The following is a 15,871-nucleotide window of genomic DNA, read 5'->3' as shown; positions in this document are numbered from 1 at the left end:
AGGGCAGCAGATGACCGGGGCCGAGAGCCACGACGGTTGGGACGTCTTCATCAGCTACGCGCGCGAGGACTACCAGAAGGCGAGAGACCTCGCTGACAGCCTGCACAAGTGCATCACCTCCCGCGGTGTGCCACCGCGGATCTTCATCGACGTCGACCGGGAGGGCGTACCCCCGGGCGTCGACTGGGAGCAGTACCTGGAGGCGGCACTGCCCCGGTCCCGGTACTTCGTCGCCCTCTACTCGCTGCGTTACTTCAGCAAGAACGTCTGCCAGTTCGAGCTCCAGCGCGCCGTCGACCTGAACAAGGCCGGCAAGGTGGGGCTCATCCCCGTGTTGATGGAGGAGGCGGCCAAGGACAAGATCTGGTTCACCGCGAGCAAGTACAACTGGGTCGCCGTCACCCACCCGGACTGGTTCGAGACGCTGCGCGACGCGCTGGACCTGCGCCCCGCGCGGAACCGCCGGCAGCTCCGGTTCGAGGGACAGGTGCCCGGCGCAGTGGTCAACCACACCCTGCCCACCCTGCGCGTGTCGGTGACCGGCGCCGACGGCACGACGGTGCGGGAGAGCGGTGAGCCGATCACGCTCACCACCGTGCCGCCCGACTCCGGTCTCAACGGCACCCTCGTCAACCCGACCGCGCACGGCACGGCGACGTTCGCCGACCTGTCGTTCCGCCGGGCGGTCGACTCCGTTCGGCTGCTCGCGCAAGCGCCCGGCTGCGAACCCGTCGAGACCGCGCCGATCCAGGTGAGCCCGCCCGCGCCGCAACCGAGCGGCCCGGACCGCGTGCACCCGCGCCTGCCCGCGAGCGGCCGCCAGGCGTTCTTCCCCGACGCGCGGCGCGTCGTCGTGCTGAACGGTGAGCACCTGTCCGTTCACGCGCTCGACGAGCCCGGCCGCGTGCAGGGCACCGCCCGCCTCGCCGGACGACCGCGGCTGTGGGCGCGCGGCGACGCCCGGCTGGCGGTCGCCGACTGGACGGGACGGGTCGTGGTGGTGGCAGCCGACGGGAGCACCCGCACGGCCGAGCTCGCCCGTGCGCCCGGCCTCGCCGTGCCGGGAGCGCTGGTGTTCGACGGGGACACGCCGCTTGTCGGCATGTGGAGCGGCGCCGTCTGGTCGCTGGCGGGAGCGGAACCCGAGATGGTCCTCGATCACCGCGCGGGTGTGCAACTGCTCGGGATCGACGACGAAGGGCGGCTGCTCGTCGGTGGCCTGGACGGCGTGCTGACCGTGTACGACGGGGGTCGGGTCGAAGCGGAGCACCCGCTGGAACGACTGCTGCTGGGCCTCCACCACCGGTCGGGGTACACCCTGATCGCGGGCGAGCACCACATCTACCGCCTGGGCAACGGATCCGAACGCCCGCTCATCGTGGACTCGCCGGTCAGGCAGGTCGCCGACGCACTGGTCGGCCCGGGCCTGTCGATCGTGCTCAACGACGAGGGTCTCGGTGTCTGCTTCGACGCCGAACTGGCCGTGCACCTGGGTTTCCGCACGGTGCCCGGCGCCCGCGTCGTGTGCGCGTCGCGTGACGGCGCACTGGTCGTCTTCGAGTACCCGGACGGCTCGCACGTGCTGATGCAGGACGGCCGCATCGAGGTCACCTCGGCCCACCCGCTCGCGATCGCGCCTGACGGGCGTCTCGCGGCGACGTCGGACGGGCGGGGCACGCTGATCCTGCCGGTCGACAAGCTGCGCACCGGTGCGGAGGAACAGCCGTGACCTCTCCGGAGAACCGACCCGAGGTGCTGCGCCCGATCGCGGACGAGCTGCTCGCCCGCTACGAGCGGGGTGCCCGGCTCGGCGCCGACGAGCCGGCCGCGTTGGCGGAAGCGTGCTTCCGGCTGGCCGTGCACCCCGCGACGTCGTCGGACGAAGCGCTTTCGCTGCTCGCGACGGCACACCGCGTCGACCCGCTCGATCCCCGGCACCCCTACCACGTCGGCCTGATCCACCTGCGGCACGGACGGCTCGACGCCGCGCTGAGCTGGTTGACCGCGGCGGCCGAGGCCGCGCCGACCAACCACCGCGTCTGGGCACACCTGTCGATCGTGCACCAGGGCCTGCACGAGCGGCGCGTCGGTGATCCCTCCTACGAAGGCGAGGACCGACAACGGGTCGATGAGATCACCGCGGCCGTGCGCGAGGGCGAGGACCTCGACGGCGACGCGCCGTCGACGCTGGTGCGACCGGGTGAGTCCCGCTGGTCCGGTATCCACGACATCAGCGCGGAACGGATGATGCGCCGGCCTGCGGGCGAGCGCGGCCGAGACCTGGTCGCCCAGGACCTGCGACGGATCGCCGAGTTCGCCGGACGGCGGGGCGGCGGCGCCGCGGCGTTCACCGTGTCGGCCGTGCAGTGGCTGGTGCACGGGTATCCGACCGCGACGGTCCGCAGGCTGGCCGCGCCGCTGCCGGACGGACCGGCCCGCCGCGTGCTCGACCTGGTGTGCGAGTTGTTCGAGGTCGATGAGCAGTCGTTGCCCGCCCGTCTGGCCGAGTGCCTCGCACGACGTGAGTTGCCCGATCTGCTCGTCGCGCTGGTGCACCAGCGGCGGCTGCTGTGGCGGCCGCTGCAGGTGTCGAACCTGAGCGCGTACGCGGCGGCGCGGCGGTTCGTCGCCGGCGACCCGGCACCCCACCTCGACGCGATGACGTCGGCACTGCGGGCCGTCACCACCGCCGCGCCGCCGCGAACACCGGCCGACGTCACCGCGGAGAAGGTCCCCGGTGCCGACCCACGCGAGGTGCTGGCGGGATTCGAGCGGGATGTCGACTCGATCGCGCGGCACAAGAAGAGCGCGGGCGACCTCGCCAAGGCGCTGCGGCGGGCCGACCTGGCGGACGCTGCGGTGCGCGCCCGGGCCCACGCGGATCACGCGCTCCTGACCGTCATCGCGAAACGGCTCGAGCAGACGCGCGTCGAACGGGGCCGGGAACTGCTGGCGTTCAAGCAGACCGCGGTGCCGGCCGTGCGGGACGAGGAGTTCGACCGGCGCGTCGAGCGGTGCGAGAAGGCGCTGCAACAACCGATCGGGGTGAACGGGCACCTGAGCGCGGTGCGCAAGAAGCTGCTGTCGCACGGGGTTCCGCCCGCAGTGCCGATGTCGGCAGGTGTCGCGGAGCTCGCCGCGGAGCTCGGAGCACCCACGGCCACGCCGACCCCTACGCCCGTGACGACGCCGGGTTCCACGGACCCCGGGACCCGCGTGGCCGCCGCCGTGGCAGAGGTAGACCGCGCGCTCGCGGACAACGCCGCTCGCGCCTGGAAGTCGTTCGATGCGTATCCGCCGGAGCTGCGCCGCCGCTCCGCGCTCGTGCTGCTGCGATCCCACCTCAACGGTCGCCTCGCCGAGGCGCTCCACCGGATGGGCGCTCACACACCGGCTCGCAGGCACTGGCAGGCGATGCTCACCGAGAACCCGATGTCGACCGCGGTCCTGCGCAACCTCGCGGTCGCGCACACGGCGGCGGGCGAACTGGCCGAGGCGAACCGGTCGTGGAGCCGCTACCTCGAAGCCCTCTACGCGGAGTCGCTGCTGGCGGGCCAACCCGCGCGGGGCGCGGCCGAGCGGGCCGGGGTCCACCGCGTGCTGGCGGGCTCGTTCGGCACCGCGGCGTTGTGCGGCAGACCTGCCGACGACGGCACGCCCGACCCGCCGCCGCGCGGTGTCGCCGCCGAGCTGACCAGCCCGGCGCGGGTGGCGCTCGCCCTCGCCCACCTGCGCTTGGAGGAGCTCAACCGCGCGCTGTCGTACCGGTCCCCGGTGCTGCGCCTCGGTGTCACCCGGTCGGGGCGGCGGGCACAGCTCGACGAGGCGTTCGACGCCCGGCTGGGCCTCGTCGAGGCTGCTTGCGCGCCCCTGCCGGAACGGGTGCGCGCACCGTTCGAGGAACTGTGCCGCACGGCGTTCCAGGCCGCCCACGAAGCCGCGTGCGACCCCGGCAGCCGCGTGCGTGGGGCCACCGACCAGGACGAGGAGGAGGCGCACGTCGCCTGGACCCACGAACGCGTCCGGTGGAAGTCGCGCATCGCCGCCGAGCTGCTCGGCTCGGACGACTGGCCCGTCACCGAGAGCTCCGGCGAGGTCCTCACCAGCCTGCGCCTGCTCGACCAGGTGCGGCTGGACCCGTCCGACGACACCGTGCGCAAGGCGGTCCTGCGGCTCGGCGCGCCGATCACGTACCTCAGGCAGCTCAACGACCTGTCCGGCCTCGCCGCCGGGTTCGCCGTCGAACGGATCTTCCGCGCCGCGGAGAACAGGCTCGACTCCTCGGTCGACTTCCCCCTCCGCTACCAGCGCCTCTGCCGGTCCTGGCGCCGCAACGGCGCACCCGAGCGCCACCTCGACCTGCTGGAGGACCCGCACCCGGTCTACCTGCCGTCGGTGGAACACGCGATCGACCTGCTCAACGACGGCGCCTCGGACCGGGAGGTCCGGGAGGCGGTGTTGGCGGCGTTGCCCACCATGGCGCACTGGATCACCCGGCTGCGCGGCGCCCCCGGCCCGGCCGCCATGCTCGGCGAACTGCTGAACGCCGTGGGCGAGCAGGACCGGGGACGGTCCCTGCTCGCCGAAGCCCACGCCACCTGCGTCCCGCGCGACTCGCCGGCCTACGTGCGCCTCTGCATCCAGTGCGACGAACTCGAGGACGCCCGCACGCGGCTGCTGCGGATCGCCCGCAAGGGAGAACACCTGGAGGAGGTGCACCGGCTGCTGGTCGCGGTCCACCGCCGCCGGATGCTGTGGAACGGGGCCTTGCCCACGTCCACCGAGATCGAGGAGGACTTCGACCTGATGTCCCACCTCGACGCCGGCGACGCCCGACGCCAGCTCGTGGTCGAGGTGACGATCGCCAAGCACCGGCGCCGCCCCGGCGACGTGGACCCGGACTCGCTGGCCAACGATCTGCGCCGGCTGCTGCGTGCCGACAAGGGCAACTCCTACGCCCGCTACCAGCTCACCCAGCTGCTCTACCAGCACGCGGTCTCGGTCCGCACCGCCATGCGCGCGACGTTCGGCGCACGTCGCGAGGCCCTGCGCGACGAGCTGACCCGCTTGCGCACCGAGTGCGCCGACCACGCCGCCACCTTGCTGCTGGACCACGACCCGACCGACGACCGCCACGCCCTGGCCGACGCGTCCCGGTTCGAGGAGGTCCAGCGGATCCACACGAAGGTCGGCTGAGCACCCCGCGGCGACCGGGTGGTTCGGGATCAGTCGGATCCGCCCGGTCGTCGCTCCGCGAAGTCGCGGAACCGGGCCGGCAGACCCGGCAGGGACCGCAGGTCACAGGACGCCTGGCGGACCTTGCCGTCGAAGGAGGACCGGTGCCGGCGGTCGGGTTCCGGCTCGTGCTTCGCCCCGACAGGGTCTCGAGCCTGGTCCCGAACTCGTGCTCCCATTCGCCGTCGCACCGCTCCGCGTACCAGCGGTACAGGAAGTCCAACGCATCGGCAGCCATCGGGCAGCTCCTCGGGACACGGGTCGAGCGCCGTTCCGGCCGCACCGACGCCGGGCGTCAGCGGTCGGTGGTGGCGGCGGCGATCAGGGTGATCAGTTGGCGGCGGAAGTGGTGGTAGTCGTCGACGGCGCCCAGCAGCGACTCCGACTCCTGCTCCGCGCGGCGGGCGGCGGTCAGCACGTCGCGGCCGGTCGGGGTGATGCCGACCAGCGTGCGGCGGCGGTCGCGGGTGTCGGGGGTGCGGGTAACGTGCCCGGAGCGGTCCAGGCGTTCGATGGTGCGGCTCATCGTCTGGTCGGTCACCTTGCACAGGGTGGCCAGCTCGCGCTGCGCGCGCGGGCCGTCGGCGAGGTGGTGCAGCACGATCAAGCCCGCGTGGGTCAGGCCCAGGCCGTTGAGCACCTCGTCGAACCTGCTCTCCACGACGCGTGCCGCGACCGACAGCAGTCGCCCGGTCGGCCAGGAGTCGACGTCGGCGCGCACCCGGTCCGGCCGGTGCGACACCTCCCGCTCGTCCCCTTGGCCCACGCCGCCATCTTCGCAGAGCAGTCCGGGGGCCGATTGTTCAGCCTGCTGAGCGTTTGCCATGATGTTCAGCGTGCTGAACGTCGCGCGTGGTCGAGGTCGAGTGCCGGTACTCGGGGTGGTCGTGAGCTTCGCGCTCACCGGCCTGGTGTGGCTGCTCGGGCAGCGGCTGCACGGGATCGCCCTCCTGCCCGACCAGGGAGCCTCCTGGTACTACTGGAAGCTGCCCGACCCCACCTTCTGGACGCGCGCGTCCGCGTGGGCCGGGTACGCGGCGCACCAGGTCGTGTCCTGGGGGCTCATCCACCACGCGCAGACCAGGGTCCGCCGCTACACCGGCGGCCTGCACCGGGTGAACGTCGTAGCGCTCGCCGCCAACGGCGCGTTCATCGCCCTGCACGCCGTCCAGACGCAGGTGTTCTACGACGGCATCGCCCAGGACGTGTCGATCTTCAGCTCGCAGGGCTCGGTCGTGCTGCTGCTGGTGGCCGTGCTGCTGATGGAGAACAAGCGGCGCGGGTTGTTCTTCGGCCGGCGGGCGCCGATCTCGGCCGACGTCGTGGACTTCGTGCGGCGCTACCACGGTTACCTGTTCAGCTGGGCCGCGATCTACACGTTCTGGTATCACCCGATGGAGTCGACCAGCGGGCACCTGATCGGGTTCTTCTACATGTTCCTGCTGCTGTTCCAGAGCAGCCTGATGTTCACCGCCGCCCACACGAACCGCTGGTGGACGCTCACGCTGGAGCTGATGGTGGCGCTGCACGGCACGCTGGTCGCCGTGATGAACTCCGGCCCGGACGGTGTCTGGCCGATGTTCCTGTTCGGGTTCCTGGCCGTCTTCGTGATCACCCAGTTGCACGGCGTGGGGCTGAGCCCGGCCGCGCGCTGGTGGACCGCCGGGACCGTCGGCGTGGCGGTGCTCGCCGTCTACGCCTGGCGCGGCTTCGACCGGGTCGACGAGGTGGTGCGCATCCCGGCCATCGAGTACCTGCTGGTGGCCGTGCTCGCCCTGCTGGTCTGGGCGCCTTTGCGACTGGCCCGCAGGCAGCCCGCCGCGATCCCCGACCGGTGACGTGCGCCGGTGGCGGGCCCTTCGACGAAGGGCCCGCCACCGCGTCACGCACTGCGCGGAACCGCTAGCGGAGCTTGTACGCGCGGATCAGGGTGTGTTCGAAGGTGTTGCCCTTGCTGTCCGAGCCCGTCACCCGCAGCGAGGCGTACGTGCCCGCCCCCGCGGCGTTGTGGACCATCGCGGTGTGGCCGAGGACCGGGACCTTCTTCCACGTGCCGCCGTCGTCGAAGGACGCCTCCACGCGCAGGGCGCGCACGCGCCCGTTGTCGCCGCCGGCCTGCTGGGTGATCACCAACGGCACGGCGAGGAGCCGCCCCGCCCCGGCCGCGCCGGTGCCGTCCAGCTTCGGGGTGAAGCGGACGACGGTCATCGGCAGGGCCCGACGGTCCGCGCCGGGTGCGGCGTCGGCGCGGAAGGTCCAGGCCGTGTGCACGCGGGTGCCGAACTCGGAGACGTCGCCGGACCGCGAGCTCTCCGCCTCCAGCCGGTAGGCCGCCGATCCCGGCTCCATGGGGAACACGCCGATGCCGGGCAGCGGCGTCTCGCCCACCAGCTCCCCGTTGCGGTGCAACGTGGTCCGGGAGGTGCCGGTCATCGAGTCGCCGCGGTTGCCCGCGCCGTCGCCGAACAGCCACAGGTCGGCCACCAGGACGTCTCCCACGCGGAACAGGTAGGGCGCCGCCGAGTGCGGCGGGGTCGGACCGATGACCGGGAAGCCGAACGCCTCCGCGTACCGCCGGCCGGTCCGGTAGGTGCGGTCCGGGCTGATGAACACCGCCTCCGCCTCCTCCGGCGTGCCCTGGAGCACCTGCCAGCGCCAGGTCGCGTTGGCCGCCAGGACGTGGTCGATCACGCCCGACGGTTGCGCCGCGGTCGCTCCCCCGATCCCGTAGATGCCGTCGGAGGTCGTCGCGGCACCGGAGTGCTCTGCGACCCGACCGGGCCGACGCGGGCCGAACGCGGTGCGGACCTCGGTCAACTCGCCCTTGCCCGGGCTGCGCGCGAACCCGGTCGGCGCCTTGCCGCGCTCCTCCCACGCGAGCCGGTAGGTCACCGGTGTCCCGTCGACCGGCGTGCCCGTGAACTCCGCGCCGATCAGCACGCCGTACTGCGCCGCCGGCAGCTCCGGACCGCTGGAGCCCAGCGCCATGCCCGCCGGGAACCCCTGCGGGTACACGAGGCCCGTCACGACCGACGCGTCCTCGTGGTGGCGGCCGAACGCGATGTAGCCCGACCTCGGCGTGGCGGCCGAGTCCGGGGGTGTGATCTTCACCGGGGCCGCGGTGCGCGCGTCGAAGACCACCTCGGTGTCTCCTGTGACGGTGAGGTCCGGCCGCAGCAGCAGCGTCGTGTCGGCCTCCCCGAAGCCGTGCTCGGTCATGGCGGTGTAGACGCCCTTGGGCACGCGGGCGGTCACGTCGCCGTCCTGGTCGCTGATGACCGTGAACCGGTCGTTGCTGAGGCCGATGAGCAGGGTGGAGTAGTTGTCCTCGGGTTGGCCCGACCGGTCGAGCTGGGTGAAGCGGACGTCGTAGCTCTCCACCTCGCGGCCGAGTGACACGGGCGTGCGCAGCAGCACTTCCTCGCCGCTCCCGGCCAGGACCACGCCGGAGTACGCGCCGTCCACCGCGCCGGACCTGCCGTCACCGACCACGGTCACGGACACCTCACCGCCCGCCGGCACGGTGACCGACGACGGGGTGACGGTGAACAGGCCGGCGGGGGCGGGTGCGCCGTCGGGACCGCGCGCCTCGGTGGTCAGGTCGAGCGTCACCGGCGCGGAGCCCGCGTTGCGGTAGGTCAGCGCCTTGTCCAGCGGCACGTCGTCGTCGTGCGGCCACTCCTGCACGCCCAGGCTGACGTTCACGGGTGACGTGGTGAGCGTGGTCGTCATGACCCGGGCGGAGTCGACCCGGCCGGAGCCCTGGTCGAACACCGTCAGGTCGGGGTTGTACCGGGCCGCCGCCGTCAACGCGGCCTTGAGGCGGTCACCCGGCCAGTCGGGGTGCTGCTGCGCGAGCAGCGCGGCGGCGCCCACGACGTGCGGTGTCGCCATGGACGTGCCGGACATGGCGTGGTGGTCCGCCGGACCGGCGCCCGGCACGCCCCGCGACTTGGCGGCGACGATGTCGACGCCCGGTGCGGTGATGTCGGGCTTGACCCCGGCGTCGCCGACGCGCGGGCCGCGGCTGGAGAAGCCCGCGATCCGGTCCTCCCGGTCGACCGCGCCGACCGTCAGCGCGGCCTCCGCGCTGCCCGGCGACCCGACGGTCTCGGGGGCACCGCTGTTGCCGGCGGCGACGACGAACAGCGTGCCGTGCGTCGCGGACAGGGTGTTGACCGCTTCCTCCAGCAGGTCGACCTCCGGCCCGTCGGTGCCGCCCAGGCTGACGTTCACCACGTCCGCGCCCTGCTCGGCGGTCCAGCGCAGGCCGTCGACGATCGCCGACTCGCGGCAGCCCTCCCGCCCGCACACCTTGGCGTCGAGCAGCTGCACGTCCGGCGCGACACCGCGGTACGGCGTGCCGTTGCCCGCGATGGTCGACGCGACGTGCGTGCCGTGGCCGATGGTGTCGGTGGCGTCGGGGTCGGTGGTGAAGTTGTGCTCGGCGACCTCCCGGCCCACCAGGTCGGGGTGCCCGCCGTCCACGCCGGTGTCCACGACGCCGACCTTGACGCCCGCGCCGGTGTACCCGGCCGCCCACGCGGCGGGTGCGCCGATCTGCGGGACGCTGCGGTCCAGCACGGGCCGGCGCACGCCGTCCAGCCAGACCTTCGCCACGCCGGGCGCGGTCAGCAGCGCCTGCCAGTCGGCCCCGGACGCCTTGGCCGCCGTGGTGGCCGCCGCGCGCACGGTCGGCAGCTCCCGGTCGACCCGCAACGCGCCCAGCGCCGCGACCCGGTCACCGCTGCGCGTGACGATCAGCGGCACCCGGTCCTGGCGCGCGTCGTCGTAGCCCGCTTCGACCAGGCCCGTGACGTCGAACAGCCGCGGGTCGAGCCTGCCCTCCGCCAGCGGGCGCACGGCGTCGCGCGGGACGACGTGCACGTGGCCCCGGCGTTGGAAGGTCAGGTAACCGATGCTCTCCCGGCCCGCACCCGCGGTGACCGATGTGACCCGGTCGCCGTCGAGCACGACCCGGTCCCCGCTGACGAGCGTGACGACCCGCGTCGCGCCGGCCGTGCCGCTCCCCTGTGCGCCGCCGGCCGGAGCCGCCGCCGCGGGTGTCGCCGGGACCGCCACCGCGGCGGCGACGACCCCCAGGGCGAGCACCGCGGCCGGCCAGCCCTTGCGCCTTCTCGATCTCGAACCCGACACGATTCCTCCCGTTCGTTCGGTGATCGGGCCGGACGTTATGGGCCGCGGCCTTGTTCAGGTTCGTGTCCGCCGAGCTGAACAACGTTCTCCGAACAAAAGCGCAGGCCGCGCCGGGTGGAATATCAGTGGACCCTGAGATGCGGTCGCTAGCTTCGACCGGGCCATTTCCACGCTGGTTCGGGAGGATTTCCGTGAGAGCGATTCTTCGGTCCGTCAGGTCGGCGCTCACCTTCACCGCGGCGCTGTTGCTGCCGCTGGTCGGCTCGTCCGCCGTCGCTTCGGCGCAGGTCGACCCGCGGGCGCACACGTGGCACCTGGAGGACTTCGGCGACGCGCAGCGGATGTGCGTCCACTACAGCCCCGACCGGGTCCACGGGTCCTACTTCCTCTTCGCGGTGACCGGGGCCTGGTCCACGAACCTCCGGTTCGGGGTGCACGGACTGCCACCGGGGTGGACCGCCACGGAGGGCCACCTGGCACCGGGCTCCAACCACCCCGACCCCGACGACGGCTCGTTCAGGATCAACGGGGGGATGTCGGTGAGCGGTCCGGCGTCGGTTCCGATCGACGTGTACGACGGCAAGATCTGGGTGTCGGACGGAGTCGTGACCGAAACCACCGCGGTGGAGATCGTCGTCACGACCGCGTCCTGGCTGGAGTGCATGCAGGCACGGGACTGACCTCGTGCTCGTCCCGCCGACGACCGCCACGGGTCGCCGGCGGGACGAGCACGCCGGTCGAACCGCCGCCGTCAGGGGCGGTCGTCGAACAGCTGGGTCCAGCGACCGTCGAACCCGCCGTTGGCGGCGAGGTGCCACTGGGCGGGGAGCCAGGTGCCCGCCTCCCGCCGATCCGCGGTGTCGACGACGCCGGTGTGGACGAAGAAGTCGTGCTGGCGCCAGTACGCGCCGTGCGAGACGAGGTCACCGCTGACCACGCCCCGGCTCCGCCCGTGGCTGTCGAGCCCGAGCCCTTCGTACCCGCCGAAGTCGTCGGAGCTCGCGCTGTCGTCCGCGTTCGCCTCGCCCGAGTACGCGCCGTACAGCCAGCTCTTGGACGGGATGCCCTCGCGGCCGTCGGTGAGGTCGCCCGCGCCGACGTCGAGCGAGGCGGTGTAGAAGCGCCGGAGGCCGGCGGGCACCTCCGCCTGTCCCGCTTCCGACGTCACCGGGGACTCCAGCAGCACGTCGCTGGTCTCGGTGTCCCGCCAGTGCAGCTGCCAGTCCTGCCAGTGCGTCGGCAGGACGTCGGCCAGGTCCTGCAGCTCGTAGGTGACGCGCTTGACCGACCGCCAGGCCGTGGAGTCGCCGTTGTCGAGCCGGCTGGCCAGGACCGGGGCCGACGCGGAGGTCACGGCCCGCGCGCCCCACGTGGCGACGGCAGCCGAGGAGGCTTCCGGGACGAACACGTAGTGGACGTTCTTCTCGCTGTCGTTGTTGATGTCCACCTCGGCCTTGCCGGTGCCGTTCACGCCCGCCGCGACCGAGCTCCACGGCGTCGTCGCGAACCGGAGCTCGTGGCCGCGCGTGGTGGTGGGCAGCGCTGCGCTGCCGTCCGCCTGCCACAGCATCAGGTGCTTGCCCGTGGCCGTCGTCATGAACTGCACCGCGCTGTCGGTGGAGCGGCGCATGATGTGCTCGTGGTGGGTGGTCACCGTGGCGTGGGTGACGCTCTCGCCGGTACCCGGGTTCCCGGTCACGCCCCGCAGCACGATCTCGACGCGCTCCCAGTCGTGGATCTGGTCGAAGTCCTTGTCCGCCGCGTTGTAGACGTGGTAAAGCAGGACGAGGTTCTTCGTCCCGTTCTCGGCGTACTCGAGCAACGCGGTGTAGAGCGTCGGGCGGATGCGCCAGTGGGTGTTCGCGCCCTGCACGTACTGGTTGACGGTGCGCCAGTTCACCCGGTTGTCGGAGAACCGGCCGTTGCGGTCGAAGTCGTAGTTGGACAACCAGTCCGCGCCCTCCTGGCTGTTGTTCTCGTCACCGCGCTTGAAGATCAGCGGCGCGTAGTGGTACAGGTACGCCTGCCGCTGCGCCGTGGTCAGGGTCCACGGGACGGCACCGGCGCTGCCGGCCCCGGACCAGGTCACGGCCGTGGTCATCACCACGGCGGCGAGCAGCACGCGAACGGTTCCCAGCACCGCACAACCCCTTCGTCGACGGTTGCGACCCGGCCAGACCGCCCAGGTCGCGGCACAGTGGGCCAGAGTGCCACCCGCCCCGGCGGGCGCGACCCGCGATTCACCGGCCCGGACCAGCGCTGTCAGCACTGGGGAGCAACCGGGACTACGGGTGTCCGCAAGCGCGAGCCCCGGCAGCGGGCGGAGGCGGGCGCGACCCGGTGTTCACCCGTCCGCGCGTCGGAGAAGTCCTTTTGCGGATACGAGTGGTCCGGCCTTCGCTACGTTGGGGCCTCGGACGTGATCCGTGGTCGGGGGTACGAGGTGGCAGACCGGTTCGGCTCGTTGTTGCGCCAGTTCCGCCGGGAGGCCGGGTTGACGCAGGACGAGTTGGCCGTGCGGTCGGGGGTCGCGGTGCGGACCGTCCGGCGGTTCGAGACCGGGTCCGGGTCGAACCCGCAGCTGAGCACGGTGCGCCAGTTGGCGGAAGCGCTGGCGCTGTCCCCCTCGGAGCGCGCGACCCTGCTGGCCGCGGTGGGACAGGCCGCCGCGCCCGCCGAACCGTCCACACCGGACTCGCCGGTGGCGTCCGCACGACCGGCCTCCACCGGGTCCGTGCGCTACCTGACCGCGAACGAACGCGAGCTGATCGACGCGGCCGACGAGCTCGCCGACGTGGTCCGGGCGCGGTGGCAGCAGGAGGAGATCCGGCGTCGGATCCACGATCCCGGCCCGTTGCCACTGCGGTGGCGCTCGGCGGGCGCCGAGCTGACCGACCCGGACGCGCCGACCGACCTGGCCGGCGCGCTGGACGGGATCGTGGCCTGTTACCGGCGCGTCCCGTCCGGGCGGCTCGTCGTGCTCGGCCGGGCGGGAGCGGGCAAGAGCATGCTCGCCGTGCGGCTCGTGCTGGACCTGCTCAACCCGTCGACCGCGGCCGGCGCGGTCCCGGTCGTGCTCGGCATCGGCTCGTGGCACCCGCGCAAGACGTCGCTGCACGAGTGGCTGGTCGCCGAGCTGACCCGGCACTACCCCGGCCTGGCGGGGCCGAGCCGCAGCGGTTCGACGCTCGCCGCCCGGCTGATCGAGAGCGGTCGGGTGCTGCCGGTGCTCGACGGCTTCGACGAGATCGCCGACGGGCTGCACCGGGCGGCCCTCGTCGCCCTCAACCAGACCGTCCTGCCGCTCGTGCTGACCAGCAGGCCGGACGAGTACCGGGAGGCGGTCACGGCTTCCCGGGTGCTGCGCGGCGCGGCCGCGGTCGAGCTGGCCGACCTCACCGTCGCGGACCTCGCCGACTACCTGCCGCGCACCGCGCGCCGGACCGCGGCCGAGGGTGCGACGGTCTGGGACCCGGTGCTGCGCGAGCTGGCCCGACGGCCGGACCACCCGCCGGCCGTCGCGCTGTCCACCCCGCTGATGGTCGGCCTGGCCCGCGCCAACTACGGCGACGCGACCGGACGTGACCCGGCCGAGCTGCTGGACGCGCGGAGGTTCCCCACCGCGGAGAGCATCGCCGACCACCTGCTGGCCGGCTTCGTGCCGACCGCGTACCGCCGCCGACCGCTGGACCGCGCCGTGGGCCTGGACCAGCGCTGGTCGGTCGAGGACGCCACGCGGTGGCTGCGCTTCCTGGCCACGCACCTGGACCGGCGGCGCACCACCGACCTGGCCTGGTGGGAGTTCGGCACGGCGTCGGGGCGCTGGTCGCGGACCCTGGTGCTCGGGCTGTTCGCGGGCGTCACGGCCGCCGTGGTCGACTGGCTGGTGGAAGGGGTCGCGGCCGCGTTCGGGGTGCGGATCGGCGTCGGTTCCTGGTTCCCCTCGGGTCTGCTGGTCGGTGTCCTGGGCGCGGCGCTGATGGTGGTCAGCTACGCGGTGACGGTCGGCCGCGAGGTGCCGGCGCCGTTGTACCTCCGGATCAGCGTGTGGGGTGGACGACGGCGGTTGAGCGCGGAGACGGGAGGTCGGCTGCGGTTGGGCACCCTGTGCGGGTTCGTGTTCGGCGTCTGCCTCGGCACGGCGCACCGGCTGCTCGACGTGGTGACCTCCCGCTCCGCGTCCGCGCTCGGCACCTGGGTCTTCGACGCGGTGGCGTTCGGGATCGTCTACGCGGTCGGGGTGGGGCTGGTGTTCCGGGTCCTCGGCATGATCGAGACCCCGGTGGACCTCGGCTCCGCCGGCAGGCCCGCCGACCTCATCCGGGCCAACCGCGCGCTGTTGGCCGGACCGGCGCTCGTGCTCGCACCGTTGTTCGGCTGCTTCATCGTGGCGGCCGCCGAGGTGGTGGACGCGCTGGACGTCGGTCGTCCGTTCGGGATCGACCTCGACTGGGCACCGTCGCTGGTGGTGGCGGCCGGCCTGGTCAGCGCGATCGCCGGCGCGGCCGGGTACGTGCTCGGCATGACCCCGTGGGGCCACTGGCTGGTGTTCGCCCGGGTCTGGCTGCCGCTCACCGGCCGGCTGCCGTGGGCGGTCGTGGCGTTCCTCGAGGACGCGTGCCGGCGCGGTGTGCTGCGCCAGTCGGGCCCCTACTACCAGTTCCGCCACGCCCGCCTGCAGGCCCACCTCGCCGAGCGCGACCACGACCGCGGGCGCGCGGACCCCGGCGGTCAGCCCGCCACGGCCTCCGGCCACTTGCCGCCGGGGAACTTGGTGTAGTCCGCGAGCTGGCTCTCCACCTCGCGGATCTTGCCCAGCGTGGCCATGAACCGATCGGCCTCCTTGACCAGGTTCTTGAGGCCCTTGTCGACGAGGTTGCCGACGATGTCGGCCGCGTCGGCGGCGGCGAGCGGGAGCAGGACGATGGTGCCGGCCTTGACGGCGAGCTGGGCGACCTTCCCGGCCACCTCGGCGGCTATCCCGGCGAGCTCGACCATGTAGTTCACGTTGGCCTGGGCGATCTCGAACAGCCACTTGCTGATGAACTCCGCCTTGGCGGCGATGTCGTCGATCGCGCCCTGCTGCGCGGTGGCCTTGGTCCGGTAGGCGAAGCCCGCCGCCTCGCGCCAGTACTCGAAGTCCTGGTCGCGCCAGACGCTCGTGCGCGACGACATCTCCGACATCGGCGCCTTCACGTTCTCCAGCCAGTTGAAGCTCTGGTTGATCAGCGAGACGACGGGCAGGTGGTGCTGCACCGCGTAGTCCGCCAGGTCGATCACCTTCTGGACGAGCTCGCCCAGGTCCTCCACGTCGTTCCTGGTGAGGTACAGCGGGACGGGGCCCAGGACGAGGGCGACCTCCGGGCTCGACAGCTTGTCGGTCACCTCGTCGAACTTCGTGGTCATCTCCTCGACCGCGCGCTTGACCTTGTCGAACGCTTCGTTGAGCGGGTTGAGCAGTTCTTCTCTGGTGGTCATG

At 72.8% G+C, this 15,871-nt stretch carries 9 protein-coding genes; 5 read left to right on the top strand and 4 right to left on the bottom strand.

Annotation, left to right across the window (positions count from 1 at the left end):
• The first annotated feature begins 10 nt into the window (after positions 1–10).
• Positions 11–1,729 (top strand): toll/interleukin-1 receptor domain-containing protein, encoded by a 1,719-nt coding sequence (locus FHX81_RS38535; protein WP_141983363.1) that lies wholly within the window; start codon positions 11–13, stop codon positions 1,727–1,729.
• On the top strand, positions 1,726–5,196 hold the full coding sequence (locus FHX81_RS38530) for a hypothetical protein (protein ID WP_141983362.1): 3,471 nt from the start codon (positions 1,726–1,728) through the stop codon (positions 5,194–5,196). The genes FHX81_RS38535 and FHX81_RS38530 overlap by 4 nt, the downstream gene beginning before the upstream one ends.
• Before the next feature lie 334 nt (positions 5,197–5,530).
• On the opposite strand, the gene FHX81_RS38525 is transcribed toward FHX81_RS38530, so the two are convergent.
• Positions 5,531–6,001: a MarR family winged helix-turn-helix transcriptional regulator gene (locus FHX81_RS38525; RefSeq protein ID WP_246108181.1), complete on the bottom strand. Its 471-nt coding sequence runs from the start codon at positions 5,999–6,001 to the stop codon at positions 5,531–5,533.
• A gap of 121 nt (positions 6,002–6,122) precedes the next feature.
• Here FHX81_RS38525 and FHX81_RS38520 point away from each other — a divergent pair, with 121 nt between their 5' ends.
• Positions 6,123–7,073 carry a hypothetical protein gene (locus tag FHX81_RS38520; protein WP_211363697.1) on the top strand — a complete coding sequence of 317 codons (951 nt, stop codon included), beginning with the start codon at positions 6,123–6,125 and terminating at the stop codon, positions 7,071–7,073.
• A gap of 64 nt (positions 7,074–7,137) precedes the next feature.
• On the opposite strand, the gene FHX81_RS38515 is transcribed toward FHX81_RS38520, so the two are convergent.
• Positions 7,138–10,392, bottom strand: coding sequence for a S8 family peptidase (locus FHX81_RS38515; protein ID WP_141983360.1), 3,255 nt, complete (start codon positions 10,390–10,392; stop codon positions 7,138–7,140).
• A 191-nt stretch (positions 10,393–10,583) separates the two neighbouring features.
• Here FHX81_RS38515 and FHX81_RS38510 point away from each other — a divergent pair, with 191 nt between their 5' ends.
• Positions 10,584–11,072: a DUF5980 family protein gene (locus FHX81_RS38510; protein ID WP_141983359.1), complete on the top strand. Its 489-nt coding sequence runs from the start codon at positions 10,584–10,586 to the stop codon at positions 11,070–11,072.
• A gap of 71 nt (positions 11,073–11,143) precedes the next feature.
• Here the strand turns inward: FHX81_RS38510 and FHX81_RS38505 are convergent, their stop codons facing one another.
• Positions 11,144–12,532 carry a hypothetical protein gene (locus tag FHX81_RS38505; protein ID WP_211363696.1) on the bottom strand — a complete coding sequence of 463 codons (1,389 nt, stop codon included), beginning with the start codon at positions 12,530–12,532 and terminating at the stop codon, positions 11,144–11,146.
• A 279-nt stretch (positions 12,533–12,811) separates the two neighbouring features.
• Between FHX81_RS38505 and FHX81_RS38500 the strand changes: the two genes are divergently transcribed.
• On the top strand, positions 12,812–15,172 hold the full coding sequence (locus tag FHX81_RS38500) for a helix-turn-helix domain-containing protein (RefSeq protein ID WP_211363695.1): 2,361 nt from the start codon (positions 12,812–12,814) through the stop codon (positions 15,170–15,172).
• On the opposite strand, the gene FHX81_RS38495 is transcribed toward FHX81_RS38500, so the two are convergent.
• Positions 15,124–15,870, bottom strand: coding sequence for a hypothetical protein (locus FHX81_RS38495; protein WP_141983356.1), 747 nt, complete (start codon positions 15,868–15,870; stop codon positions 15,124–15,126). The genes FHX81_RS38500 and FHX81_RS38495 overlap by 49 nt on opposite strands.
• Position 15,871 lies beyond the last annotated feature (1 nt).

This window comes from Saccharothrix saharensis (genome assembly GCF_006716745.1).
GTDB lineage: Bacteria > Actinomycetota > Actinomycetes > Mycobacteriales > Pseudonocardiaceae > Actinosynnema > Actinosynnema saharense.
The sequence above is the reverse complement of the archived record's forward strand: the minus strand, read 5'-3'. Positions and strand labels throughout refer to the sequence as shown.